The organism is Neptunicella plasticusilytica (assembly GCF_047922965.1).
GTDB lineage: Bacteria > Pseudomonadota > Gammaproteobacteria > Enterobacterales > Alteromonadaceae > Neptunicella > Neptunicella plasticusilytica.
The window spans coordinates 4,345,093-4,370,983 of sequence record NZ_CP150481.1; the positions used below are offsets into that span (position 1 = coordinate 4,345,093).

General features: G+C 44.0%; 19 protein-coding genes. 14 read left to right on the forward strand and 5 right to left on the reverse strand.

Annotation, left to right across the window (positions count from 1 at the left end; translation table 11 throughout):
• Positions 1 to 47: 47 nt before the first annotated feature.
• Complete coding sequence (locus V1467_RS19600) at positions 48 to 674, reverse strand: XrtA/PEP-CTERM system exopolysaccharide export protein (RefSeq protein ID WP_416308732.1); 627 nt, start codon at positions 672 to 674, stop codon at positions 48 to 50.
• A gap of 180 nt (positions 675 to 854) precedes the next feature.
• Between V1467_RS19600 and V1467_RS19605 the strand changes: the two genes are divergently transcribed.
• The 12 genes from V1467_RS19605 to V1467_RS19660 all read left to right on the forward strand — a co-directional run bounded on the left by V1467_RS19605 (position 855) and on the right by V1467_RS19660 (position 15,861).
• Positions 855 to 2,264 carry a TIGR03013 family XrtA/PEP-CTERM system glycosyltransferase gene (locus tag V1467_RS19605; protein WP_416306669.1) on the forward strand — a complete coding sequence of 470 codons (1,410 nt, stop codon included), beginning with the start codon at positions 855 to 857 and terminating at the stop codon, positions 2,262 to 2,264.
• Positions 2,264 to 3,106 (forward strand): XrtA system polysaccharide deacetylase, encoded by an 843-nt coding sequence (locus tag V1467_RS19610; RefSeq protein ID WP_416306670.1) that lies wholly within the window; start codon positions 2,264 to 2,266, stop codon positions 3,104 to 3,106. The genes V1467_RS19605 and V1467_RS19610 overlap by 1 nt, the downstream gene beginning before the upstream one ends.
• Before the next feature lies 1 nt (position 3,107).
• Entirely contained in the window at positions 3,108 to 4,148 is a 1,041-nt protein-coding gene (locus tag V1467_RS19615) for a FemAB family XrtA/PEP-CTERM system-associated protein (protein ID WP_416306671.1), read from the forward strand.
• Positions 4,149 to 4,151: 3 nt separating this feature from the next.
• Entirely contained in the window at positions 4,152 to 5,342 is a 1,191-nt protein-coding gene (locus V1467_RS19620; RefSeq protein ID WP_416306672.1) for a TIGR03087 family PEP-CTERM/XrtA system glycosyltransferase, read from the forward strand.
• Positions 5,343 to 5,371: 29 nt separating this feature from the next.
• Positions 5,372 to 6,820 (forward strand): exosortase A, encoded by a 1,449-nt coding sequence (gene xrtA / locus V1467_RS19625; RefSeq protein ID WP_416306673.1) that lies wholly within the window; start codon positions 5,372 to 5,374, stop codon positions 6,818 to 6,820.
• Complete coding sequence (locus V1467_RS19630; protein WP_416306674.1) at positions 6,807 to 7,919, forward strand: TIGR03088 family PEP-CTERM/XrtA system glycosyltransferase; 1,113 nt, start codon at positions 6,807 to 6,809, stop codon at positions 7,917 to 7,919. Before xrtA ends, V1467_RS19630 begins: the two co-directional genes overlap by 14 nt.
• Before the next feature lie 19 nt (positions 7,920 to 7,938).
• Positions 7,939 to 9,831, forward strand: coding sequence for an XrtA/PEP-CTERM system amidotransferase (locus tag V1467_RS19635; RefSeq protein WP_416306675.1), 1,893 nt, complete (start codon positions 7,939 to 7,941; stop codon positions 9,829 to 9,831).
• Between the two features lie 71 nt (positions 9,832 to 9,902).
• Positions 9,903 to 11,063 (forward strand): glycosyltransferase, encoded by a 1,161-nt coding sequence (locus tag V1467_RS19640; RefSeq protein ID WP_416306676.1) that lies wholly within the window; start codon positions 9,903 to 9,905, stop codon positions 11,061 to 11,063.
• Positions 11,057 to 12,010 (forward strand): sulfotransferase, encoded by a 954-nt coding sequence (locus V1467_RS19645; protein ID WP_416306677.1) that lies wholly within the window; start codon positions 11,057 to 11,059, stop codon positions 12,008 to 12,010. The genes V1467_RS19640 and V1467_RS19645 overlap by 7 nt, the downstream gene beginning before the upstream one ends.
• Positions 12,007 to 13,167, forward strand: coding sequence for a glycosyltransferase family 4 protein (locus V1467_RS19650; protein ID WP_416306678.1), 1,161 nt, complete (start codon positions 12,007 to 12,009; stop codon positions 13,165 to 13,167). The genes V1467_RS19645 and V1467_RS19650 overlap by 4 nt, the downstream gene beginning before the upstream one ends.
• Positions 13,167 to 14,420: a putative O-glycosylation ligase, exosortase A system-associated gene (locus V1467_RS19655; protein WP_416306679.1), complete on the forward strand. Its 1,254-nt coding sequence runs from the start codon at positions 13,167 to 13,169 to the stop codon at positions 14,418 to 14,420. The genes V1467_RS19650 and V1467_RS19655 overlap by 1 nt, the downstream gene beginning before the upstream one ends.
• Complete coding sequence (locus tag V1467_RS19660) at positions 14,413 to 15,861, forward strand: oligosaccharide flippase family protein (protein WP_416306680.1); 1,449 nt, start codon at positions 14,413 to 14,415, stop codon at positions 15,859 to 15,861. Before V1467_RS19655 ends, V1467_RS19660 begins: the two co-directional genes overlap by 8 nt.
• Here the strand turns inward: V1467_RS19660 and V1467_RS19665 are convergent.
• The 4 genes from V1467_RS19665 to V1467_RS19680 all read right to left on the reverse strand — a co-directional run bounded on the left by V1467_RS19665 (position 15,858) and on the right by V1467_RS19680 (position 22,542).
• Positions 15,858 to 16,511 (reverse strand): tetratricopeptide repeat protein, encoded by a 654-nt coding sequence (locus V1467_RS19665; RefSeq protein ID WP_416306681.1) that lies wholly within the window; start codon positions 16,509 to 16,511, stop codon positions 15,858 to 15,860. The genes V1467_RS19660 and V1467_RS19665 overlap by 4 nt on opposite strands.
• Before the next feature lie 23 nt (positions 16,512 to 16,534).
• Positions 16,535 to 17,404, reverse strand: a complete 870-nt coding sequence (locus V1467_RS19670) for a sulfotransferase domain-containing protein (protein ID WP_416306682.1) — start codon at positions 17,402 to 17,404, stop codon at positions 16,535 to 16,537.
• Between the two features lie 132 nt (positions 17,405 to 17,536).
• Positions 17,537 to 18,418: a sulfotransferase family protein gene (locus V1467_RS19675; RefSeq protein ID WP_416306683.1), complete on the reverse strand. Its 882-nt coding sequence runs from the start codon at positions 18,416 to 18,418 to the stop codon at positions 17,537 to 17,539.
• Between the two features lie 56 nt (positions 18,419 to 18,474).
• Positions 18,475 to 22,542, reverse strand: coding sequence for an Ig-like domain-containing protein (locus V1467_RS19680; RefSeq protein WP_416306684.1), 4,068 nt, complete (start codon positions 22,540 to 22,542; stop codon positions 18,475 to 18,477).
• A gap of 240 nt (positions 22,543 to 22,782) precedes the next feature.
• Between V1467_RS19680 and V1467_RS19685 the strand changes: the two genes are divergently transcribed.
• Together V1467_RS19685 and V1467_RS19690 are read left to right on the forward strand one after the other, a co-directional pair.
• Entirely contained in the window at positions 22,783 to 24,042 is a 1,260-nt protein-coding gene (locus tag V1467_RS19685; RefSeq protein WP_416306685.1) for a glycosyltransferase, read from the forward strand.
• A 98-nt stretch (positions 24,043 to 24,140) separates the two neighbouring features.
• Positions 24,141 to 25,889: an asparagine synthetase B family protein gene (locus V1467_RS19690; RefSeq protein WP_416306686.1), complete on the forward strand. Its 1,749-nt coding sequence runs from the start codon at positions 24,141 to 24,143 to the stop codon at positions 25,887 to 25,889.
• Positions 25,890 to 25,891 lie beyond the last annotated feature (2 nt).

A 25,891-nucleotide genomic window follows, 5' to 3' on the forward strand; every position in this document is an offset into this window, starting at 1 on the left:
TTATTAAAATAGTTAGAAATTATACCTGTTCTAAACCAGATTAGAATCTAAAACCAGGCTTCCGGAATAATCAAAATATCACCAGGCAGAATATCCACATTGGCAGAAATCTCCCCGTCTTTAATCAGTGACTGCAGATAAACCGAATATTCTTTTTGCTCCCCGTCAACAACTCGAATTAACTTGGCTCCATCGCCATCGGCAAACTGCGTCAATCCACCTACCTGAATCATTAAATCCAGTAATGTCATATCTTCAGCATAACTGACCGACTTCGGATTGGTTGCTTCGCCGATCACTCGTACTTGTTCACTGAAAGGTCCATTAAATCGACTCAGGCTGACAGTCACAATAGGATCACGAATATATTTGGATAACACTTTCTCAACATCACGGGCCAGTTGAGTTGGCGTTTTACCCGTCACCGGAATATCTTCAACCAGCGAGGTGGTAATCTTTCCATCAGGGCGAACGACAAAAGCGCCTGATACTTCCGGGTTGCGCCATACAAAAATATTTAAGTTATCACCAGGACCGATCAAATAATTGTAATCATTTACTGATGTAGTGAGTGACGCATGAGTGGTGGCAGGTGGAAGGGTATTTGTACTGCAGCCTCCGACTAAAGCCGCAAATAAAAACATGCAGGCAACAGGTGTTATTTTTGTTTTCATCATGTACAGTTTCCACATCTAGTCAAATAAAAAATAAAATTAGCTTAGTTTTAACAGATTCAATAAGATTAGCAACCTTAAACAAACTGAAAAGCGCTAGATAAAAAGAATTATCTCAACCAGTTATAAAAATATTCTTTATTTTGAAAGTTATAAGTATAAAAAATTGCGAGAGCCTTAATGGGACCAAGAAAAGGAAAGCAGGTTAGACGCTCCAATATACTCGTCATCCTTGAAGCGATGATCATTGCGTATGTGGCACATTTAGCCAATTGGGTGGTGTCGCAAATAGCCGTTGAAGCTATACCACCCGAAAATGATGTATTGGCAATTAATATTGCCCTTATCGTTATCCTGGTACAGTTATCGGCGCTATCTGTCGGTTTATATGAAACAAAACTGAGAGAATCTTTCCGGGGGATATTGCGCCGGATCTTCGTCAGTGTGGCCATCAGCTATTTTGTGATGGAACTCCTTACCAGTACCTTGCTGCATAACCTGAGTATGCACACCTACTATCTACCGGTGACTTCCGGACTGATTATTTTGGCACTGTCCTTGTTCCGCTATTTTTCCAATAAAATGGGTGCTTTGGGTCTAGGTAAAAACCGTATTATTGTGATTGGTGCCGGTGAAAGAGCCGCTATCATTGAGCAACGTATGCGTCGCGACGTCGATAGATTGGGTTTTGAATTAGCCGGTTTTATTCCCATGCCGGGCGATAATCGTGAAAACGGCATCAAACAGGAACAACTGGTTGAGGTGGAAATTGACGATAATTTCCGCACTTATTTGACCGATAACGATATCGAAGAAATTGTCATTGCCTGCGACCAGAGACGTGGCACATTACCGATAGATGTGCTGTTCGACTGTCGGGTGAGAGGCATCGAAATTGTCGATATTCTGGATTTTATGGAACGGGAATCCGGTCAGATAGCTGTTAACATGATTTACCCCAGCTGGGTTATCTATTCTAACGGTTTTCATACTCACAACTACCTGCGTGATGCATTAAATTATGTGATCAACGCATTCCTGGCCTTATTTGTATTGTTGTTCACCTGGCCGCTAATGTTGTTGACAGTGATGGCCATCTGGATCGAAGACGGTATCCGCGCGCCGATTCTATATCGTCAAGATCGAATTGGTCTCAACGGTGCGGTATTCCGAATCATCAAATACCGCAGCATGGGTCTGGATGCCGAGAAAGACGGTGCCAAATGGGCTTCCAAGAATGATTCACGGACAACAAAAGTAGGCAATGTCATCCGTAAATACCGGATTGATGAGTTGCCCCAGTTGATGAATGTATTACGCGGCGAAATGGGCTTTATCGGCCCTCGACCTGAACGTCCTGAATTTGTCGAGGAACTTATCCGCGAAATCCCCTATTACAACCAGCGACACAATGTGCGTCCCGGCTTGGCTGGCTGGGCACAATTAAATTATCCTTATGGGGCCAGTGTTGAAGATTCGATGGAAAAACTTAAATTCGATCTTTATTACGTTAAACATCAAAGTTTAATGCTGGATCTGCTGATCCTGATCCGTACAGTCGAAGTGGTGTTATTCGGAAAGGGGCGATAATGGCCAAACTATCGCCCACCATTAATGCCATGACAGTAGATGTCGAAGATTTTTTTCAGGTGTCGGCCTTTGACAAGGTCATCTCACCCAATCACTGGCAAAATTACCAACCCCGTGTAGCAGATAATACTTATCGATTAATGGATCTGTTTGACAAACATCAGGTTAAATCGACATTTTTTGTGCTTGGATGGGTGGCAGAACGTTTTCCGGAATTGATTAAAGATATCCATGCCCGCGGGCACGAAGTCGCCAGCCATGGCTATGCGCACCGGCGAGCGACTGAACAGACTCAGGATGTATTTCATCAGGATGTAGCCCGCTCTAAAGATCATCTTGAACAACTGTTGGGAGAACCCATATTGGGTTATCGCGCCCCAAGTTTTTCAATCAGTTACGATAATCAATGGGCATTTGAAACGCTGGTCGAATTAGGCTTCAAGTACAGTTCCAGCACCTATCCCGTCAAACATGATTTATACGGTACTCCGGATTGGCCGAGGTTTGCTTATCGCAGACCCGAGAATATAACCGAAATTCCCATTCCAACCTTAAAATTGTTAGGTCGGCAAATGGCAATTGGAGGTGGCGGGTATTTTCGCTTATATCCTTACAGTTTGTCGCGAACACTGATTAAAAAATATCTGAAGGCTGAAAAACAGCCCTATTCATTTTATTTCCATCCATGGGAAATCGATCCCGATCAGCCAAGAGTGTCAGGAGCATCATGGAAGTCCAATTTTAGGCACTATATCAATCTAAACAAAACCTTTGGAAAGTTGGAACAACTGCTGGTGGACTTTAACTGGTCAACCATGAAGGATGTCTACGGAGTAAGCTAGCTTGTCTCATTTCGTCGTTAAAACCCTTAATTCAGATCAAACACTCCACCAGGCATGGGATCATTTTGTCGATCAATGTGCTAATGGGCATTTTTTTCATCTTTCCGGCTGGAAAACTGTTATCGAGCAGGCGTACAACCACCAATGCCACTTTCTTTATGCTGAACAGGATGGGAATATTGTTGGCGTGTTACCCCTGGTGCATCAGAAAAGCCGTTTATTTGGTAATGCGCTGATTTCAACCCCTTTCTGTGTCTATGGTGGCGTAGCCAGCGACAATCCCGAAGTAATGGATTTTCTGGAACAACAGGCAATTGAATTGGCAGAGCGCCTGCAAGTCGATTATCTGGAATTACGTTATCCCTTCGCGCGCAACAATTCACTGGAGACGCGCAGTCAGCATGTTACCTTTGGCTGTGAATTAGGTACAGACGGCGATGCGATCCTGGCCGCGGTTAAAAAGAAACAGCGCGCGGTGATCCGTCATTCGCTTAACAATGATTTGGCCTACACAATCAACGACGACGTAGCCCTGTCCTATCAAATCTATTCTGAAAGTGTGCGCAACTTGGGCACTCCGGTTTTCCCCAAGCAATATTTTCAGATTTTGAAAAAAGTGTTTCAGGATCGATGCGAAGTACTGACCGTCCACCATCAGGATAACCCTGTATCCTCGGTACTGAGTTTTTATTATAAGGGGCAAGTTCTGCCCTATTATGGCGGCGGCACGCCTGAAGCCCGTAATCTCAAAAGTAATGACTTTATGTATTATCAGCTGATGTGCCATGCACGGGTTGAAAAAGCTTGCAGCTACTATGATTTTGGACGCAGCAAAATAGATTCGGGTGCGTATAACTATAAAAAGCACTGGGGAATGGATGCCAAACCGCTATTTTATCAATACCACTTGGTCAAGGCGCAGAGTCTACCAAATCTCAGTCCTAACAATCCTAAATACAAATTGTTTATCAGTTTGTGGCAAAAATTACCGATTGGACTCAGTCGGCTAATCGGGCCATTTTTATCAAAATATTTGGGATAATTCATGTCCAGGCCGCCGTTGTTGTACCTCTGTCACCGCATCCCTTATCCGCCAAATAAGGGCGACAAAATACGTTCTTTTAATATATTGCAGCAGCTGGCCAAACATTATGATGTCCATCTGGGGTGCTTTATCGACGACCCATATGATCAACAATACCTGGAGCAGCTAAACACCTGGTGTAAAAGTGTTTTTGCGTTAACAGTTAATAAACGCTGGTCCACGATAAAATCATCCACCGCACTGTTAACCGGACAGGCATTATCATTGCCTTATTATCATCGCAAGGCTATGCAAAGCTGGGTTGATCAATGCTGCCAGACATTCGCTATTAACCATGCACTGATCTTCTCTTCAACCATGGCGCAATACGTTTCAGATAAAGACAATTTGCACATCGTGGTCGATTTTGTTGATGTCGATTCGGACAAATGGCGTCAATATGCCCAGGATGCTAACCCAATCAAAAAATGGGTGTACCAGCGTGAATGGCGTACCCTGCAAAAATTTGAAAACAATGTCGCCAAGCACGTTGCCCATGCGCTGTTTGTTTCACCGCAGGAAGCCGAGTTGTTTCGCCAACAACTCACTCCGACTATCCACCATAAAGTGGGCTATTTGTTAAACGGAGTAGACACCCAATTTTTTGATCCGGCCAACGCCAATATTGAGCCATTAAATGACAACATTGATGTGGCCTTTACCGGTGCGATGGATTATTGGGCTAATGTCGATGCGGCAGTATGGTTTGTTGATAATGTATGGCCAAGTGTTCGCCAGCGATATCCACAAGCGACTTTTTATATTGTCGGCGGCAATCCAACCGCCCAAATCAAAGCGTTACATGGCAAACAGGGGATCATTGTGACTGGCAGAGTTAAGGATGTCAGACCTTACGTTATAAAGGCCAAGATCAATGTTGCCCCCTTACAGATTGCCCGAGGGATACAAAATAAAGTGCTGGAAGCCATGGCGCTTGGCCGCCCTGTTATAGCAACCAATATGGCGATTGAAGGTATAGAGGCAAAAAATGAGCATATCCAGATTGTCGATCAAGCCGATGAGTTTGCTCGTCAGGTTTGTCATTATCTCGACAAACCACAGTATGCACCGGACAGTCGACAGTGGATTGTCGACCATTTGCAATGGCATGAAACTCTGGCTGATTTAACCACTTTAATCGATGTAAAATAATCAAGGCTGGCATAGAAGGAATTGTATAGATGCTAAATAAACACAATATCGGGATATTACATCTACTGATTGCCATTGCGATTATTTGGACTGGTCTGTTTTACAATAGCATCGCTTCAACAGTGGCGATTTGGGAGCGTTCGGAAACTTTCACTCACTGTTTTATTATTTTCCCTATTTGTCTCTACCTGATTTATCAGAACTGGCCAGCGCTGAGCAAAGCAAAAATTCAGCCCAATTACTGGGTGCTAGTAGCCATACTGTTCACTATGGTGATCTGGTTATTGGGCAATCTGGCCCAAATGCTGGTTATTGAGCAAGGAGCAACTTTCTTACTTTTGCCGTTATTTATCTGGCTGGTATTAGGTAATCAGGTAGCCAAAATCATGTTGTTTCCGCTGGTTTTCTGGATGTTCAGCGTTCCCGCCGGTGAATTTCTAATTCCTTCCTTACAAGATCTGACGGCAGACATCACAGTTTACACCTTGCGATTAACCGGTGTTCCGGTTTATCGGGAGGGTTTATATATTGCTATCCCGGGTGGCTTGTTTGAAGTCGCCGTAGCCTGTTCAGGTATTCGTTATCTTATTGCTTCCTTTACGCTGGGTACCTTATTTGCCTATTTGAGTTATACCAGCCGGAAAAAGCAGATTATCTTTGTACTGTTTTCATTATTCTTGCCGTTATTGGCCAATGGCATTCGCGCTTACGGGATAGTAATGATTGCCTACTTAACCGAGATGAAGTACGCCACCGGAGTGGACCATCTTATTTACGGTTGGTTATGGTTTGGTGTGGTTATTCTAATTATGTTTGCAGTGGGTAATATCTGGCGCGATCCTTTACCTGCAAGCACAGAGGATAAAATAGCCGAACAACGCTATAGCATAGGATTTGTTGTGCCCTCCTTTTTGGTCATTCTGGCATCCTGCCTGTTAATGTTTGGCTATAAGTCCAGTGTTTCCAACATGCCCGAAATATCCGAATTTGATGCACAGCAGGTTTTACCCGCCGGAGAGCCGTTGGTGGCTAAAAGCTGGCTACCCAGATTTCAGAACCCGACGATTGAAAAAAGCGGCAATATTGACGGGGTGGATTTTTATATTGCTTATTACGGGTTTAACCAACAAAACCATGAATTAATCAACAGTATCAACCAGGTATACAACGAGAAGGCTTGGTCAAGGGTCAGCCGACAATCGGCTGAGCAGTTCAATACCGTCGAGATCATTAACAGTCAAGGTATCAAACGCTTGTTGGCCTACACCTATGTCAATGACTGGTTTGTGACTCCTTCTACCTTGAAAATTAAATTATCCCAGGCTGTACAGGCATTGTTAGGACAGCCACAAACCGGTTATTTTATTGCTCTGTCTATCCCGTTAGAGCATAGCGGCGCCGGACGTAACCAACTAAACGACTTTACTCGCCAGTATCTGAATGATGGTTTAAAGGAGGCATTACATGCCTCAAACTAGATTGCATATCGCCCATATTATTTACAGGTTTGATACCGGCGGACTGGAAAATGGGGTAGTTAATCTGATCAACAACCTGAGCGAAAGTCAGTACTCACATACTATAATAACCTTAAAGGGCCATTGTAATGACTTCGCTAAACGGCTAAAGACCGGGAACGTACAGTTTTTCGATTTAGCCAAAAAACAAGGCAATGATATCGGTATTTTCTGGCGCTTAAACAGTCTATTGAAAACACTTAAACCGGATATATTACATACGCGCAATACTGCAACCCTTGAAATGCAATTGGTCGGTTGGTGGCGGAAAATCCCGCTGCGGATCCACGGAGAACATGGCTGGGACGTCAACGATATGCATGGACAAAATCGGCGTTATCAAAAGTTACGCAAGGTAATGAGCCATTTTATCCATCAATATGTTGCCCTGTCATTGGAAGCCAAGGAATACTTGCTAACAACCATTAATATTCAGCCGGACAAGGTCAACCACATTTGTAATGGGGTCGACGATACTAAGTTTTCTCCAATTGCTGATAAAGTCACTAGCCCGTTTATTGTAGGTTGTGTCGGACGTCTGGAAGAGGTTAAAAATCATATATTGCTGGCGGAAGCCTTTGGTAAATTTTATCAACTGGTAAAAGATCAAACTCAACCTGTTGAATTACATCTTATCGGCGACGGCAGCTGCAAACAAAAAATAGAGGCTAGCTTAAAACGCTACCAGTGTATTGATAAGGCGTGGTTGGCGGGCAACCGCAATGATATTGCCGATTTAATGCCACGTTTTGACGTGTTTGTATTGCCATCACTGGCCGAAGGAATATCCAATACCATTTTGGAGGCGATGGCTTGCGGTTTACCCGTTATTGCCACAAAGGTAGGTGGAAATACCGAGTTAGTACAACATGATAAAACAGGTTATCTTGTTTCTCCGGAGCAGGTAGACGATATGGTCGACTGCCTGAACAAGTATTACAACTACCCGGAGTTAAGCCATATGCATGGTGACAACAGTCGACGCGTAATTGAACAGAAATTTAGTATTGATACGATGACAAAGCAATATGATGCGTTGTATCAGAGCATGTCAGCTTAAACATTAGGATAGTTAAAATATGTGTGGTATCGCAGGAATATTTGATACACAAGGTAAAGCGCCACCTTCTGAAGCATTACTCAATGCGATGAATCAAAGCCAATTTCATCGTGGACCAGATGAAGGCAATATCTTTTTTGACGAGAAAGTCGGCTTCGCTCATCGTCGTCTTTCTATTATTGATGTGTCATCCGGGCAACAACCGCTTTCCAATGCACAACGCAGTGCCATGATTTGTTTTAACGGTGAAGTGTATAATTTTGCTTCTTTGCGTGAAGAATTAATCGCGCTGGGATTCGAATTTCTAACCCACTCAGACACTGAAGTCATTCTTCAGGCTTGGTGTGCCTGGGGCGAGAAATGCGTTGAAAAACTGCGGGGAATGTTTGCGTTTGCAATCTGGGATTTTCAGCAACAGAAGTTATTCGTGGCCCGCGATCGGCTGGGGATAAAACCGCTTTATTATGCAATGCTGGATAATGGACAATTTATTTTTGGCTCAGAACTCAAAGCGCTGGAGCAACATCCCGGATTAAACCGTGATATGGACAAATACGCGGTAGAAGACTATTTTGCCTTTGGTTATATTCCTGAGCCTCGCACGATATACAGTCAGGTTAGCAAGCTCGAACCAGGCTTCCAACTTAGTCTTAAGCCAGGAGACAAAGCGCCACAGATTCAGCAATACTGGCAAGTCAGTTTCGCCGATAAACTGAATCAGTCCGAAGAATCCATCAAGGAAGAAATGATCAGCCGTCTCAAGGAAGCGGTAGATATTCGCCTTATCGCCGAAGTCCCCCTGGGCGCATTCTTATCCGGTGGTGTAGATTCCAGCGCCATTGTGGCCCTAATGGCAGAGATTCAGGGTGAAAAACCGGTCAACACCTGCTCGATTGGTTTTGATGTAAAAAATTATAATGAAACAGAATTCGCCCAGCTCGTTGTTGATCGATACAAGACAGATCATAAGGTAGAAATCGTCAGTTCTGATGATTTCGATTTAATCGATAAGCTCGCAGCGCTGTACGACGAGCCTTATGCCGATAGCTCCGCCATTCCCACTTATCGGGTTTGTGAATTAGCGCGCAAAAACGTCACTGTGTGCTTATCCGGCGATGGCGGAGACGAAGTATTTGCTGGCTACCGTCGTCACAAGTGGCACATGCTGGAAGAAAAAATTCGTTCTTGTGTGCCAGCCGGTATACGCAGTCCGGTATTCAACTTTTTGGGTAATTACTATCCCAAACTGGATTGGGCCCCCAAATTTTTACGCGCCAAATCCACCTTCCAGGCCTTACAACGCGACGCGTTAGCCGCCTATTTACATACTATGTCGTTTGTACCGGATCAACGCCGTAGCCAGTTATTCTCGGACGGCTTTAAGCAGGAGCTGGGCGGTTATCATGCGCTGGAAGTATTTAAGCGCCACGCCAATGACTTTGATGGTGATGATGCTCTATCACTGATTCAGTACCTCGATATGAAAACCTATTTGCCTGGTGATATTCTCACTAAAGTCGACCGGGCTAGTATGGCCCATAGCCTGGAAGTCCGGGTGCCACTTATTGATCATAAATTTCTGGAATGGTCGAACAAAATTCCCAGCAAGTACAAGCTACAAGGCGGTAATGGCAAGGCGATATTCAAATCATCGCTAGAATCTCGCCTGCCTCATGATGTGCTGTACCGCGATAAGATGGGCTTTGGAGTACCTATCTCCAGATGGTTCCGAGGGCCGCTAAAAGACAAGTTAAGGCAACGGGTGTTGGAAGGAAAAATGATCGACTCCGGCATTTTTGATCAAAAGACCCTGACCAGCATGGTGGAGAACCATATCAATGGCTCGCAGGAAAATGGCCAGATGTTGTGGGCGATGATGATGTTTGAAGCTTTTATGCAGCGTACTCAATAGGCGTCGTCTTGAAAATTCTCACCGTTAGTACGCTATTCCCCAATAACAACGAACCAAAACACGGTATTTTTGTGAAAAACCGTCTGCTTCAGCTATTGGATCATTTTCCCCAATTGCAAGCCAAGGTCATTGCTCCCGTCCCCTGGTTTCCGATCAAAATGAAAAAGGGACCATTAGCGGAATACGCCAAGTTTGTTGATGTCCCGGCGCAGGAAAAGATTGACGATATTGATGTATTACACCCACGTTATCTGGTACTTCCTAAAATTGGCATGTATCTGACGCCCTTTTTTCTTTTTCTAGCCATGTGGCGAGCAACCCGAAAATTAAAACAGCAGGGTTATGATTTTGATCTGATTGATGGCCATTATTTTTACCCGGATGGTGTGGCTATTACCCTATTGGCAAAATTGTTTAAAAAGCCTTTTACCGTCACAGCTCGCGGCACCGATATCAACCTTATCCCGCAATATCCGGTCGCTAAACGAATGGTGCAATGGGTGGCCAATAGTGCAGATGGTATCATCACCGTTTGTCAGGCGTTAAAAGACGAGCTGCTCACTTTTGCTCCCGTAGGCAATAAAACCAAAGCGTTACGTAATGGCGTAGACCTGGTATTTTTTAACGCTACGGACTCGCAGCAGCAACAGAACAAAAAGCAGCAGTGGCAAGTGAAGCCGTCAGACAAGTTGATTATCAGTGTAGGTCACTTAATAGAACGTAAAGGTCACCATTTAGTCATCGAAAGCTTGTTGTCCGCACCCGATTATTATCTCATTATTGCCGGCGACGGACCGGAATCAGAGAGATTAAAACAACAGGTCAGCCTGTTGAAACTGCAAGACAGGGTGCGTTTTGCCGGTGCCTTGTCACAAATCGAATTACGGGAGCTTTATCAAGCCGCTGACGCACTGATATTAGCCTCCAGCCGCGAAGGTTGGGCCAATGTTCTGTTAGAGTCCATGGCATGTGGTACTGCGGTGGTCGCCACTAATTTATGGGGCACCCCTGAAGTGGTTGCCAGCAAAGAGGCTGGCGTCCTGGTTGAGCGCGAGCCAAAAGCGATAGCGCAAGGATTGTCTGTCCTGTTCAAAGCGAATATTCAGCGGCACCAAACGCGTCAATACGCTGAAAGATTCGACTGGCTTTCTACCTCACAGGGACAGTTTGAACTTTTTAATCACATCACCGGCAATCAGCTGAATAATCAAACGGAGTCAACTCAATGCTAGCGATGATTGGCATGCCAAGATCCGGCACCACCTGGGTTGCCAAAGCAATAGATAGTCACCCTGATACCTATTATTTGCATGAACCAGATAGTGTTAAACGGATGAATATCCCGCAGATTATTTCAGCTGAACAAGTTGATGAATATCTGCCCTACGTGAATGATTATCTGAAACAGATAGAGACGGTGGACTCCCTGAAAGTCGTGGGACGGTTGCCATACTATCCCAAACGCTATTTAAATAATTTGCAGCTGAATTTTAACCGCCTGTCGGCGTTAACTTATAAATCACTTAGCCAATTTTTTAACAGTCTGGCCAAAAGTTCACCAATATTGATTAAACCTAAAAAACACCATGTTACGTTCTGGAAATCAATTGAATCCATGGGCAGGGTGTCGGTACTTAGCCGGGCCAATCCATCAATGAAGATGCTGTTGTTGGTCCGCCATCCTTGTGCCGTTATTAATTCGGAATTACGCGGTGAAGCACAAAATAAATTTGCGTCCAAGACACCGGTTTACGAAAACTGGGGACTGTTTGAAAACCTGCTTGCCTCCGATACGGCCAAACAACAGCAGTTAACGCTGGAAGCAATTAAACAAATGAGGCCGGCCCAACGACTGGCGTGGAAATGGCGTATCTTTTACGAACAATTGCTGACACAGGCAGAACAAGATAATTGTATATTGATGCAATACGAATATTTGTGTGTTAAGCCAATGCAAGGTTTCGAGGAATTACTCCAGTTTTTTGGACTGAGCTTCGATCAGCAAGTAAAAGATTATTTAATAGCGTCAACCTCATCACATTCTGACAGTTATTATTCAACCTCCAAAGACCCGCTTAAGGCAATGCAGGGCTGGAAAAGTAAATTACCTGAACAGGATATCGCCGATATTAGCGAAATTTGTCAGCAGCATTTGAACAACGAGTATTGGCAGTCGTGAAAATCTTATATCACCACAGAATTGCTTCGAAGGATGGACAATATGTCCATATAGAAGAGATCATTAAATCGCTTAAAAAGGCCGGACATGAAATTGTTCTGGTCGCTCCCAGCATGGGAGAGCAGCAAGAATTCGGCGGTGATGGTGGGCTGGTATCCAAGTTAAAAAGTATGCTACCCAAGGGCTTATATGAAGTCATCGAATTTATGTACAGTTTTTGGGCATTGCTAAAACTGGCAATCGCCATTACCAAACACCGGCCGGTATTTATTTACGAACGTTATAATTTGTTTAATCCTGCCGGTATCTGGGCAAAGAAGCTATTTGGCATACCGTTGTTATTAGAAATTAATGCACCGCTGTATGAAGAGAGAAAAAAATATGACGGTATTGCGCTGTCTCGTCTAGCCCGATGGTCACAAAACTACACCTGGGAAAATGCCGATATTGTATTCCCGGTAACCAATGTATTAGCACAATATCAGCGCAATATTGGCATTGCGGAAACCAGGATTAAGGTTATCCCCAATGGCATCAATCAGGATCAATATATAGAAAAACAATATGCCAATCCGTTGCCGGTGGATACACAAGACAAAACGGTGGTGGGTTTTGTCGGATTTTGTCGCCAGTGGCACGGCCTGGATAAAATTGTCAAACTACTAGCCGAACCAGGTAACGAAAAGTTGTTCTTTTTGCTGGTAGGTGATGGCCCGGCCGTGGCAGATATCAAAGCGACAGCACAACAGTATGGTATTGAAGAACGTATTTATATTACCGGGCTGGTGGGTCGGGATGATATGCCCGCCTGGCTTGGTCCCATAGACATTGCACTGCAGCCAGCAGTCGTACCTTATGCATCACCATTAAAAATGCTGGAATATATGGCCACCGGAAAAGCCATTGTGGCACCGAGACAAGCCAATATAGAAGAACTGCTTAGCGATGGTGAAAACGCTGTACTATTTGATCCTGCCAATCAACAGGATTTTATTGAACAGGTCAGCAAACTGGTCAGCCAACCTGAGCTGTCAGAATCCTTGGCCAATGCAGCAGTGCGTACCATTTATGATAAACAGTTGTTTTGGGATGAAAACGCCAAAAAAATTGTCGAGCTAGGTACACGACTGGCAAAAGATGGCAGAGACTATCAATAATGCGTGACTTACTGGTTTTATCAATATTTGGTTTAGGTTGTCTTTATGCTTTCAAGCGACCTTATATTGGCGCATTGTTAATGCTGTGGATTTCTTATATGAATCCGCACCGACTGGTTTCCTGGGGTATTTCCTATTCAATGCCGTTGTACGCGATAGCATTTGTAGTCACCCTTGTCGCTTATCTGGCCAGCAGTGATAAACAGAAATACCCCTGGAACAGTTTAACCATATTGATGATTGTTTTCTTGCTCTGGGGTGGCATATGTACCATGTTTGCGCTAGAACCCCAGTGGGCCACCAAAGAACTGTCACGTTTTTTTAAGATTCAGTTAGGCGTTATTCTGCTCTTGCTCATCATGCGCAGTGAACACAAACTGAAATTAATGGTATTAACTATCACGCTTTCAACGGCTTTTTATGGCATTAAAGGGGGCATATTTGCCATTGCAACGGGGGGTAATTTCCGCGTTTGGGGCCCACCGGATTCTTTTATTGAAGGCAATAACGAGCTGGCGCTAGCGCTGCTGATGACCATACCGCTGTTATTTTTCCTGTTTACCGACACCAAAAACAAATGGCTGAAAAGAGCCTATCTGGGTTTTATCGGTTTATGTCTTATCTCGGTTATCGCCAGTTATTCCCGAGGAGCGTTCCTGGCACTAATTGTCACCAGCTTCTTTTTGTGGACAAAAACAAAATACAAATTGCCCATCGCTTTTCTGGGGATCGTACTGGTTTTATCTGCCATTCCCTTTATACCAGAGCATTGGTACAGCAGGATGAATACCATCGAAACCTATGAGGAAGATGGTTCAGCTATGGGAAGGTTTAATGCGTGGGGACTGGCCTTCAACATTGCTAAGGACAGGGTGACTGCAGGAGGATACGGACATTGGGGGCCCAGAACCTTTGCCATGTACGCCCCCAATCCGACCGATATTCACGATGCCCATAGTATTTACTTTGAAGTAATGGGGGAACTCGGATTCCCGGGACTGTTTATTTTCCTCACTCTCCTGTTACTTTGCTGGCGGCTAAATAAAACCAATATCAGACTCAGTAAAGATACCCCGGAACTGGAATGGTGCACCACATTAGCCCGAATGTTACAGGTCAGCCAAATTGCTTATATGAGCGGCGGAGCCTTCCTAGGGCTGGCATACTGGAATATGCCTTACCATTTGATAGTGATTACCATATTGCTGAATTTGCATATAAAAGAACAACAAGAAAAACAAACTAATGAGTAGTATTAAAAATTCCTTGGGTTGGTCCTTTACCTCCAACTATCTCAATATCATCATTCGTTTTTTTTCTGTTGCCATTACGGCGCGATTGCTGACTCCTGATGAAATTGGCATATTTTCAATCGGGCTAGCCGGCTTTGGGTTTCTGCAAATATTCCGTGACTTCGGCATTAGCGCTTATATTGTCCAAAGAAAAAGCATCGATAGCACACAACTAGGCGCAGCTTTTACTGTCTCTCTAGCTATTTGTTGGACTTTAGCCCTAATTGCCTTTCTCGCGTCTGACTTTATCGGCGCATTCTACGAAAGGGCAGAAGTGACCGAAATATTCCGTCTGCTGGCGATTAACCTGGTCATTATTCCCTTCGGCACATTGAATTTATCGGTGTTAAAGCGCAAGTTGATGTTCAAGCAAGTGGCTATAATCGATTTTTTCAGCGCGCTAACCGGCAGCATCTCGGTGATCATCTTTGCTTATCTGGGATACAGTTATTACAGTCTGGCATTCGGTTCAATCATGGGCTGTATTGCTACCGTTATTGGTTCCAATATGTTCAGACAACCTGAACTTCCCTTCTTGCCCGGGATAAAAGGATTGAAAGAGGTGCTGGGCTTCGGTTCAGTGCTAAGCGTAAGCAATATCATGACTCAAATAGATGCAGTAGGCCCCGAACTTATTCTGGGCAAAGTCTATGGCATGCAATCTGTGGCTTTCTTCAATAAAGGGGGTGCCACGGCTAACCTGTTTGATCGCCTGATACTTAAATCGGTTACCGCTATTTCCGGCGCCTATTTCGCTGATTATCATCGAACTTCACAACTGGTACTAAAAAATGCCTTTTTGAAGATGCAGGATTATGTGGTCGTTATTTCCTGGAATTTCTTTATTTTTCTGTCGATTTATTCATTGGATATTGTGCGCTTTTTATACGGTGATCAATGGGATTTTTCTGCCCAAATATTGCCTTACTTCTGTTTTGCCGTAGCAATCAATTCGATGTTCTCACTATTTGACCAACTGTTGATCAATACCGGTCACATTAAACTGCAACTTTCCATTGTATATAAAACCATGTTTCTGAAGATTGGTTTAGTTGCTTACGCGACTACCCAGAATATTGAAACCGCAGCAATGATCCTAATGATAGTGCCACTGGTAAAAATCCTGATGATTCAACCCGCACTTCGGCAGGTAATTAAACTGGAGTTGCCACAATTAATGCCCAAATTAAGAATTTGGTTCTCCATTGCCGCTATTTTCGCTGTGTGTGAGCTGGCGTTCAGGCAATTGATGCTAACTCTGGCTATACAAGGGTTGCCAGAACTAATGCTTGCCGCATTCTTCTCGTTATTCTTGTGGGTTGGACTGGTATTTGTATTTAAGCATCCGATCAGAAATGAAATAGCGGCTGTATGTTCAAAAGTCACCCGGAAGTTAAGCTAAGGCTTAGCTTCGGCTTCATCAATTTTATTTTTAAGGCCCTTTAGCGGATACCCTGCCTCATAAGCTACTTTGGCGTGTTTCTTTGCCTCTTCCAACCTGCCGGTTTCAACATACAACAAACCCAGATTATAGTGAGTCTCAGGATTGTCACTGTCCAGCTCCAACGCTTTTAGATACTGCTCTTCCGCTTCTTTCAGTTTATCCAGTTTATGCAGGTGAATAGCGAATAGTGCCCGACTTACAGCATCATTAGGTTGCATATAGATGGCGCGTTTGAAATAACACTCTGCGGTCCAATATTCGTCGATAGTCCGATACTTGATATTATTAATTCGCTGATACTTCGCTACCGCATACAGAGCACGATGATAGTTAGGGATAGCCCTCAGGGTATAGTCCAGATCATGCTCGAGCTTACCCGTTTCTCCCTTTATAAGGCGCTCCACATTTGATGTAAAATGCGCGCCCAAAACAATCGGTAGCTGGCTTCGATGAGCTGGATTGGTAAAATCCCAGGGGCCATAAGCGTTCATTAAAGGATGCCCCGGTTCAATATCGCAGGTACTGTTATTCTTAGCCATAACAGGTAAGCTCAATATTAACGTCAGTACTAACATCATTGAGCTTGAGTTGTATTGTATCAATTTCATTCTTCCCACCAGATCCACAAAACTTAATTCCAGGGCAATTGCTTAATACCCAACATACTTTTGAGTAGCTCATTGGGCTGACTATAATAATCTGTAAGCCTATTTTTCTGATTTTCTGTCATTGACTCCGGCTTTTCAGTCATGGCTTTAGCCATTAAATGCATCACCGATTTAGGAATAAGCGGCTTAACCGATTTAACCAGTTTATTTATACCACCTTTACGACCAATCATTTGGTTAATTCGTCCAAAGCCACCTTTATAAACAAAAGACTTATTCTGACTCACTTCATCTGTCAGGGCGACATCATCCTGTAACCCGATAAACCTGAAGCAATCTCTAACAATAGCATGCGGCTGCTGAATTAAGTCCTCGAAAAAAACAAATTTGAAACGCTCACGCGGAAAGTACTCCAGGTACAATTCGATTTGGCCAACGTAATGGCCCGTGCGCAAATAATAGCTATTGGCCGCTACAGCCTCGTCAAAAGAACGATGTTCCAAACCAGCCCTAATCTGGTGTTGATAAGCAGAATAAGCCCGTTGGACTGGATTACGCATAATATAAATAAACCGCGCGTCAGGAACAGTGTTAAAGATCCGCTGGGGAATATCAGCATAAGCACTTTTAAATCCCACATCCTGAGGAAAATAATTAGGTAAGGGGGCGCAACTGTAACTGGTCGAGGCATCAATTAAACACCGGCTTTGACGGCTAAACTTTTGCTGATACCACTGCAACCCTTTTTCATGGTGTTGCGTGTAGTAATCCGGCTCTTTGGGGTTGGCAAGGCAAATATCAGGATGCTGATCAAGATAACTGGCCAATTGGGTTGTCCCTGCTTTTTGGGAACCCAACAAATATATTTTAGGCGGAAAACTCGCTTCTTCCATTTAACTAACATCCCGGAATTAAAAGTGTGAATGACAACAGCGTCACTTTAACTGAGGCAAATTTAACCGGTTTAACTAATCACTGCAAATATGTTCAGGGAGGGGTTGAATCCGTTGCCGTATATTTATTCGCTATGCATACAGGATGGCATTTCTAATTTTCTTGATCACTTTCTCAACCACATTAAACCTGACCTTATCGGCCTCATAACCCCACTTTTTCAAAAGCTCACCACTCATATTGGCAAATACCGCTTTTTCGTATTTATTCAGTTTGGTTTTCCAGGCATATATCTTATTTACGTCGGGTTTTTGCATCGATTTTTGATGCCACTGAACACTGTCTGTAGGCATGGTTTGCGGGTTATTGTCGAAATTCAGTAAACTGGGCTGAAAGTCACATTGAACAAAATCACATATTTCTTTGACCATTCCCTCAGTATTACGGATCAGATCTTCATAACGGACTGTTTTAATATTGTCCGGGAATAGGGTGCGGATCATTTCAATTGAATATTCGGCCAAATTCCAGGCATTAGCCATCCTGACTGGATCCTTTATTCCCCATGAAATGCCTTTTTGAGATAAAAAGATGTCTCTGGGGTCTCTTACCAATGCAATAATCCTGGCGTTAGGATAAAGTTGCATTATCTGGTGCATTTTCAGCACATAGTGGGGAGTTTTAACCCCCCACCTGACTTTACCGGCTTTTTGGCAATTTTCCTCAAATAACATGTCTATCATTTGAGTCGCGTTACTGACGTCATCTAACCGCTCAAAATCACTAAACTGTATATCCCCTTTAGCCGTCAATGGCTCCTCGAGAATACGCTTCATCAATGCTTTTTTTTGGCTCAGATCACTAAAGTCGGTATTTTCTGATAACTTCAGGATATACAAAAAGTTAGTTTCGAAAGGAATATAAATATCCGGATGCCGGTTCAGTAATAATCGCAAAAAAGTCGTACCTGAACGCTGCACCCCGACAATAAATATAGGATCAAAAGATTCCATTCATTTTACTCCACTAACAAATTGCTTAGGCTATCCTGATAAAATCAAACCTGTCGCTAATATTCTACCAACTGATGCAGTTTAAATTGCCCATCTGCGAACCGAATGAGTTCAATATCCACCAAGGTATCTACACCTTCATCCCCATCCAGTGAGATAACATAAATGTATTTGTTATCAGACTCAAGGCGGTAATGCTGCCTACTTTTGTTATAGACCGCTGTATCAGTCCCTTTTTGCCCATCGAGAAAGTCATTTCCTTCCCCTCCCTTTAATACATCATCACCTTGGCTGCCAATGATCTCATCGGCTCCCGGGCCTCCATCAATCAGCTCTATCGACTCGATTTTGACCGCGGAAAAGTCAAACTTCTGGCGATAATCTCCTCCCTGAATAATATCCATTCCTGCCTTACCGTCTATTTTAGCGATATTCTTCACTTCGTTCAGACCAATAATATTATTGTTATCGTCACCAAGTATGATGTTGTAGCCGGGACCACCATCTACCCAGTCGGTATTGTCATTTTCACCAACATATAAAAACGTGTCATTACCAGGTCCACCTTTAAGCCTGTCCTGATGCTGCCCGCCGGTAATAAAATCATCGCCCTGGCTGCCGACGATAATATCCGCACCACCATTACCCAAAATGGTAACACCTTCGGTTCTGTCGCTAACATCAATGTTGTCGCGGTATTCACTGCCAATAATTGCACCGCTGCTAATCACATCAATTTTTAACTTTCCCTCAGCACTGAGTCCGGCAGAATCAGATACTTTATAGTTGATAATATCCACGCCAATAAAGCCCGCTTTGGGTTGATAGCTGAAACTGTCCGAATGAGTGGTAATTGAGCCGTACATTGCCTGACCAATATTAGTGATCGACAACACATCTTCATCCGGATCCGTATCATTCTCCAGCAGGCTGGAAAAACTGATATGGGTCGACTCTCCCTGCTTGACCTGAATGACATCATCGACAGCAACTGGAGGACGATTGTTGCTATTAACATCAATGCGAATATTACCGCTAAATTCTCGAGTCTCACTATCCTGAATCCGATAAGTCAGCCTCAGTTGACCAACAAAATCTGTTGCAGGAATAAATTCAATACGGTTATTTTCCTGCAAGCTGAGCGAGCCGCTGTCCGGCTGATCCACAGAAACAAGGCGTAAAATCTCTCCTAGCGGAGCGATATCGTTAGCCAGAGGTGAGAATATCGCTGGAGTATTGACCGTGGTACTAAAAATATCATCGACGGTTATCGCCGTATCCACAGGTGTCCTCAGCAGGGACGCTCCATATACAGGTTGAGATTCACCAACTTCCAGCGCACCCAAATCTGGAGCTTTGCCCTTAAAGCCGTAATTGATACCAAAAATGGGAATACCCGCATCCACAGCTTGGGAATCCGGATTAAGGTTAAATGCTGATCCCATCGGCGGCCGATAATCGATAAAACGCTTGTGTTCAAAATCAGGCTTGTAAGTAGCGAATACATCACCCAATGTTAACAACCGATCATGCATACCTACACTGCCGTTAGCCTGCCAGTCCTGAAAGTTTCTGACGCTGACCCCATAACGTTGTGACTCAAGCTTGAAAGAATATTTTCCGTCAGCCGTCCAGCCGTTATAATCCATTTCAGTTAAATCATGTAAAGTGTTGTTTTTTAATATATAATCCGCACCGTCAGTGGGGCTGACAAACAGGTTATTAAACACGAATAGTTGCTTGACCTTTCCACCGGTATTTTTCCAGGCTTCGCCGCCACCGGCTTTAATCTCGGAGTCATCTTTAATAAAAGTGTTGTTATATAGCAAGATACCACTGGGGTTATCCTGTTCCGGCTTGATTTTAACCGGGCCGCGCCCGGGATTAAGCACAATATTATGATGAGCAGTGGCTGGGCCTCCCCACACAGGCTGAAAACTGAGCCCGTTAGCCGTATTGCTAATCAAATTGTGATGAGCTGAAACATTGCGCAACGTAAAGTCAAACTCAATACCATCATCTCCGCCCCACAGCACCAAATTATGATGAATATTAATACCGACGTTTGCCAAGGATGAGCGCCAATGCATACCAATAGAATCACCGAATCCCGACAAGGTGTTATAGGATATTTCGATATCTCGGCCGGTCACCACAATACCTTCAAAATTCCAGGTATCGGAACTGACATCACCAAACACGGCCCGGCCTTCAAGCAGGTTATTATTGATATATAGCTGACGATGCCCCCCTCTGGCAGCAATGCCAACTTCAACATCCTCGATATGATTGCCCAGGATCGCCACATCGGTTCTATTACCGCCTTGTAACGAAATCCCCGTTTTGGCATGTAGAATATTGATATTTGAGATAATCACATGATCGGCATCAACCTGGATACCCACCGGTTCTCCAGAAGCGTCAATTTTAGATAAATTCACCTCAGTACCGGTTAAAGTAATCGGCTTATCGGCGGTACCACTGCGTGACAAAGTAAACTCACCCGCATAAGTACCGGGTAACAGTTGAATAGTATCCCCAGGCTCGGCATTCGCCAGTGCTTTGGTCAACGCAAATGACGAAGCCACTGGCACTCGGTTAAAAATCGATAAGTCATTCTTCTGCGATGCGGTTTTGACTGAAATCTGTTTTTTAATAGCGTTTTCTTCGTTATCCGGCTCAGATAAGGCAAACTTGAATTCATAGCGCGTTTCAGGCTGCAACCCAGTAATAATGCCAGCAAAACCCTCGGCTGAAATACCGGTCTGGTTCTTGGAATTAACACTAAACTCCGGCCGTATTCTCAATAACTCGATACCTGAACGCCATTGTGTTTGACCTACAGGGCGATACCAAACCTTTACTTTTGCGTTATAGTTTCTGTCCCCATATAGCACCGGCACAAAAAAGGAGGCTGAGGTTTGGGTAATACCGTCCAGGGCAATATCACCAAATTCAGCCAGATTAATTTTTTGTTCTGGCTGCTCCAATGGGCGCCAAGCCCACATACCGTCACTGCCCTGCGCGTTGCCACCATTAGTTAAACCAAAAAACAGGTCTTCTTCCGCTACATAGACAAATTTATCGAACACTTTACCAGCGCCATCAGCACCGTTTGACGGAACCATCTGTTGGCGGTCATTCCAGATCACCTTGAACTGGTTTGATTCAGGCTCCCAGGTCACCATCTGTGGGCCACCATTCCAGATATAGAATTTGCCATCCTGGGGCCGGTAGTTAAACGACGCCTGACGATAATCGAGAATAAAATGCAACGCTTCCAGATTAGGATAATCCGTTACTTTCTCGGCACTAATATGCTTTTCACTAATGTTAAGTTTATAAATCCCTTCTTTGTGTGATGAATAAACTTCACCTGTAACGGGATTAGCAAATAACGAAGAAACACCAGACCCGACCAGCCCTTCAATCTCACCCAACACATGTTCAGTACCATCACCATCAAACAAGGTAGCACTGTGTTTTTTACCTTCTTGGCCAACAATCAATATTTGCTTTGATTGCTTGAGATACACCGCCATTGGATGGAAAAAGCGGTTGCTGGCAGTATGTTTACTCCATTTATGCTTGGCCGGACTAAATTCCCAAATCGCGTTTTCACTTGGCGTATGTACCGGAGCGCCGCTGCCACCTCCGAAACCACTTGATGAGCTTGTCCAAATACTTTTAGTTGCGGGATTCCATACAAACGCATCATAGGTATGGGCAGAAATAGGCCCATCATTAGGTAAATAAACCGTTCTATCTTCAATCTGTGAATGCTGCTCGGGATTTAATAATGGTGCCGGATCGGTTAATCGCGACCAGGTAAACTTATCGATATCATAAGCATAAATTTCGTTACCACCGTAGTCGGAGTGACCACCACCATGAAAATAAATAATATTTTTATCAGGATCATAGGCGGCGCTATTCCAGGCGCGGAATACCGCCTGAGGACCAATTGATCCCCAAAATTCGGCACTGTGAGTAGATGATACTATTTTATCATGCAACTCGCGGGTAACCGCCACGTTTTCAAACGTATTGACACTTTCAACCTTATGCCAACCAACTTGTTGCATCGTTGACAATGCGACAATAGCACTTAGGACTTGTAACATAAATTTTCAAACTCTCTAAATTGAGGCGTTACGTTTTTGTCGGCAGGTTGCTTTCTTCACTGAAACACCACCACCCTATACCGTTCAGTATAACGTAAACCATATATTACTGAGCTTCCAATCGTGACAAAAAACAGTATGATATCCGTTCTCTGGCTGCAAAATTGTGACACTTAAGGGATTGATTAATCGTGACGGAAACACAGCAAAATAATTTTAACAAGCTGTTGTCATAAGCTAATGAAAAAACAGACAATTCTATATATTGCTTACCATTACCCTCCGATCCTTGGCAGCAGCGGAGTACATCGTACATTGGCCTTTACGCGTCATTTGAACGAACAGGCCTGGGATGTTCGGGTACTAACAACATCTGTGAAAGCATACAGTAAATGGTCAGAAGATCAGTATTCTTTTATACCTAAAGGTATAAAGGTGATTCGTGCTTTCGCCCGAGATGTTACACGACATTTTTCATGGCGAAAAAAGTACTTATTTTCCATGTCGTTACCCGATAACTGGCAAAGCTGGATAGTTGGAGGCGTGATTGCCGGGTTAATATCTATTGTTAAAAATAAACCTGCGGTGATTGTTTCAACCTATCCGATAGCCTCTGCTCACGTCATCGGTTATGTACTGCATCGACTAACGGGCATTCCCTGGATCGTGGATTTACGCGATCCTATGGCTCAGGCTGATTATCCCAGTGAGCCTAAAAAGAAACGCATCTTCGAGTGGCTAGAAAGAAAAATTGTCAAACATTGTCAGTACGCCATCATCACTGCGCCCGGAGCCAAAGCCTTTTATCAACAAAAGTTTCCCGAAACCGCTGAAAGCTTCTGGCAAATTATCCCTAACGGTTACGATGAAGCCATTTTTGCCAATATTAAACCTTCATCAAAAGCAGACGAAGGGGATAAAAATCAGCCGCTAATTTTGCTGCACAGCGGGATTATTTATCCTTATGAAAGAGATCCTAATCCGTTTTTTCAGGCATTATCCGAACTCAAGCAAGAAAACGCCTTATCTGCTGCCGACTTAACAGTGCGGTTGCGGGCGAGTGGTCATGATGAATTATTTCAGAGTAAGCTGGATTCGCTGGATATTACCGATCTGGTCAAACTGGAACCCACCATCCCCTATCAGCAGGCATTACAGGAAATGCTTGATGTAGACGCCTTGCTATTGTTGCAAGCGGCCAATTGCAACTATCAAATCCCGGCCAAAGCCTATGAGTATATTCGTGCACAAAAACCCGTGCTGGCGCTTACCCCCACCAAAGGTGATACAGGCTCGCTGCTGGCCCAAGCCGGGATCGCGAATATCGCACCACTAGATGACAAAGCACAAATAAAAGACGCATTGCTCGCTTTTATTAACAAAATCAACAATAACGGATTTCACATGCCGGATATCCAGCAAATACAAACCTATTCGAGACAATATCAGGCTGTTAAACTCGAACAGTTGCTACTGTCAACAATAGACTCCCGCGCATAGACCACTTTTAAATCACTTTAAGATACCTGCTGCTAATTTAACCGTTGCCAGTAGTAGGTGATTTGGTAACAATAGCTATTCCATGGATGTGCAAAAAAATGAGTATGATGAACGTCGACACCACCTTATCGTCACCACAGCAATTTGAGCTAGGATTAAACGCAAATCTGGACTGCAGGATCCTGTCCAGCCTGTCGATTTCATTTTATCAGGACGAGAATCTGAGCATTGCCTGGGCAGGGCAATTAACCTGTCAGGGTGCTCCAGTCAATGCTGATGAGTTCGCCCGACACTATCAAGAGCACCCAAACCTTGCGGAACTATACAACCAGCTAGCTGGCCGTTTCTGGCTATTGGTGGTTGATAAACAGCAAAACTGTATCCAACTGGTCAATGACCCGATGAGTATTCAGCCTTGCTACTATTCACTGCAGAATGGTTGTTTATATGTGTCAGAATCGCTGGATATCCTGAAAATGTCAGAACAATTGTCCTGCACGCTATGTAATCAGGCTATTTACAACTATTTCTATTTCCACTGTATTCCGGCGCCGGATACCATTTATCAGGAATGTTCCAAGCTGGAACCCGCTAATTTGCTGTCGTTTGATTCAGAAGGCCGAGTAACTACCCGTAACTGTTTTCGTCCCCATTTTGCCAAGCAAATAGAGGATCAGAAGGCTGCACAGCATCAATGCCTGGATGTTATCGATAAAGCGGTTAAACAACAGATGAGCGGTCATTGTGGTGCCTTTTTAAGCGGAGGACTAGATAGCTCCACCGTTGCCGGCATGCTAGCCAGGCATGATGAAAATGCCAAAACCTTTTCCATCGGTTTTGAAGTACCGGAATACGATGAAACAGCCTATGCCAAAATTACCGCTGAGCACTTTTCTACCCAACATCAGGTTCTCTATCTCAAGCCCGAAATGGCTGCCAAGGAATTTATCAAAGTAGCCCAGTATTTTGATGAGCCTTTTGGTAACTCGTCAGCAATGGCAGCGTACTTTTGTGCCACCTTTGCCAAATCCCACGGCATCGATCATCTACTGGCAGGCGATGGTGGCGATGAACTGTTCGCCGGTAACAGCCGTTACGCCAAGCAGAAAAAATTTGAAGTATTCCATCAGGCGCCATCTGCTTTGCAAGTGCTTCCCAGATTACTGTTTAGCCATAAACCCTTGCGCACCTTACCCCTGACCAAAAAAATAGGCAGCTATATAGAGCAGGCGGATGTGCCACTGCCGGATCGGCTAGAAACCTATAATTTTATTCAGCAGTTTGGTGCTGCACAGATGTTCGATGAAAACTTTTTAAAACAGGTGGATACCGAGCATCCTATTCAGTTAAAGCGTAAACGATATGATGAATGTGATAGCGTCGATCCGGTAGACAAGATGTTATACCTTGACTGGAAATTTACATTGGCCGATAACGATTTGGTTAAAGTCAGTAAAATGTGTGAATTGGCTGGCGTAACTGTCGATTTCCCGTTACTGGATCGTAAACTAATCGATTTTAGTTGCACTATTCCAGCCGAAGTAAAATTACCCGGCGGTGAATTACGTGACTTCTATAAAAAATCCTGCAAAGGCTTTTTAGCCGATGCCACACTGGAAAAAAGCAAACACGGCTTCGGTTTGCCTTTTGGGGTCTGGATGAAAGAAAACCAGCAACTGAAAGATTTAGCCATGCAATCTTTGCAATCCTTCCGGACACGTAACATCGTTAAAGACAGCCTGATTAAACAAGCCCTGGCCGCACACGAAAGTGTCCATGCCGGTTATTATGGCGAATTGATCTGGATTATGGTGATACTGGAACTATGGTTACAGGGTAAGGAATAGTC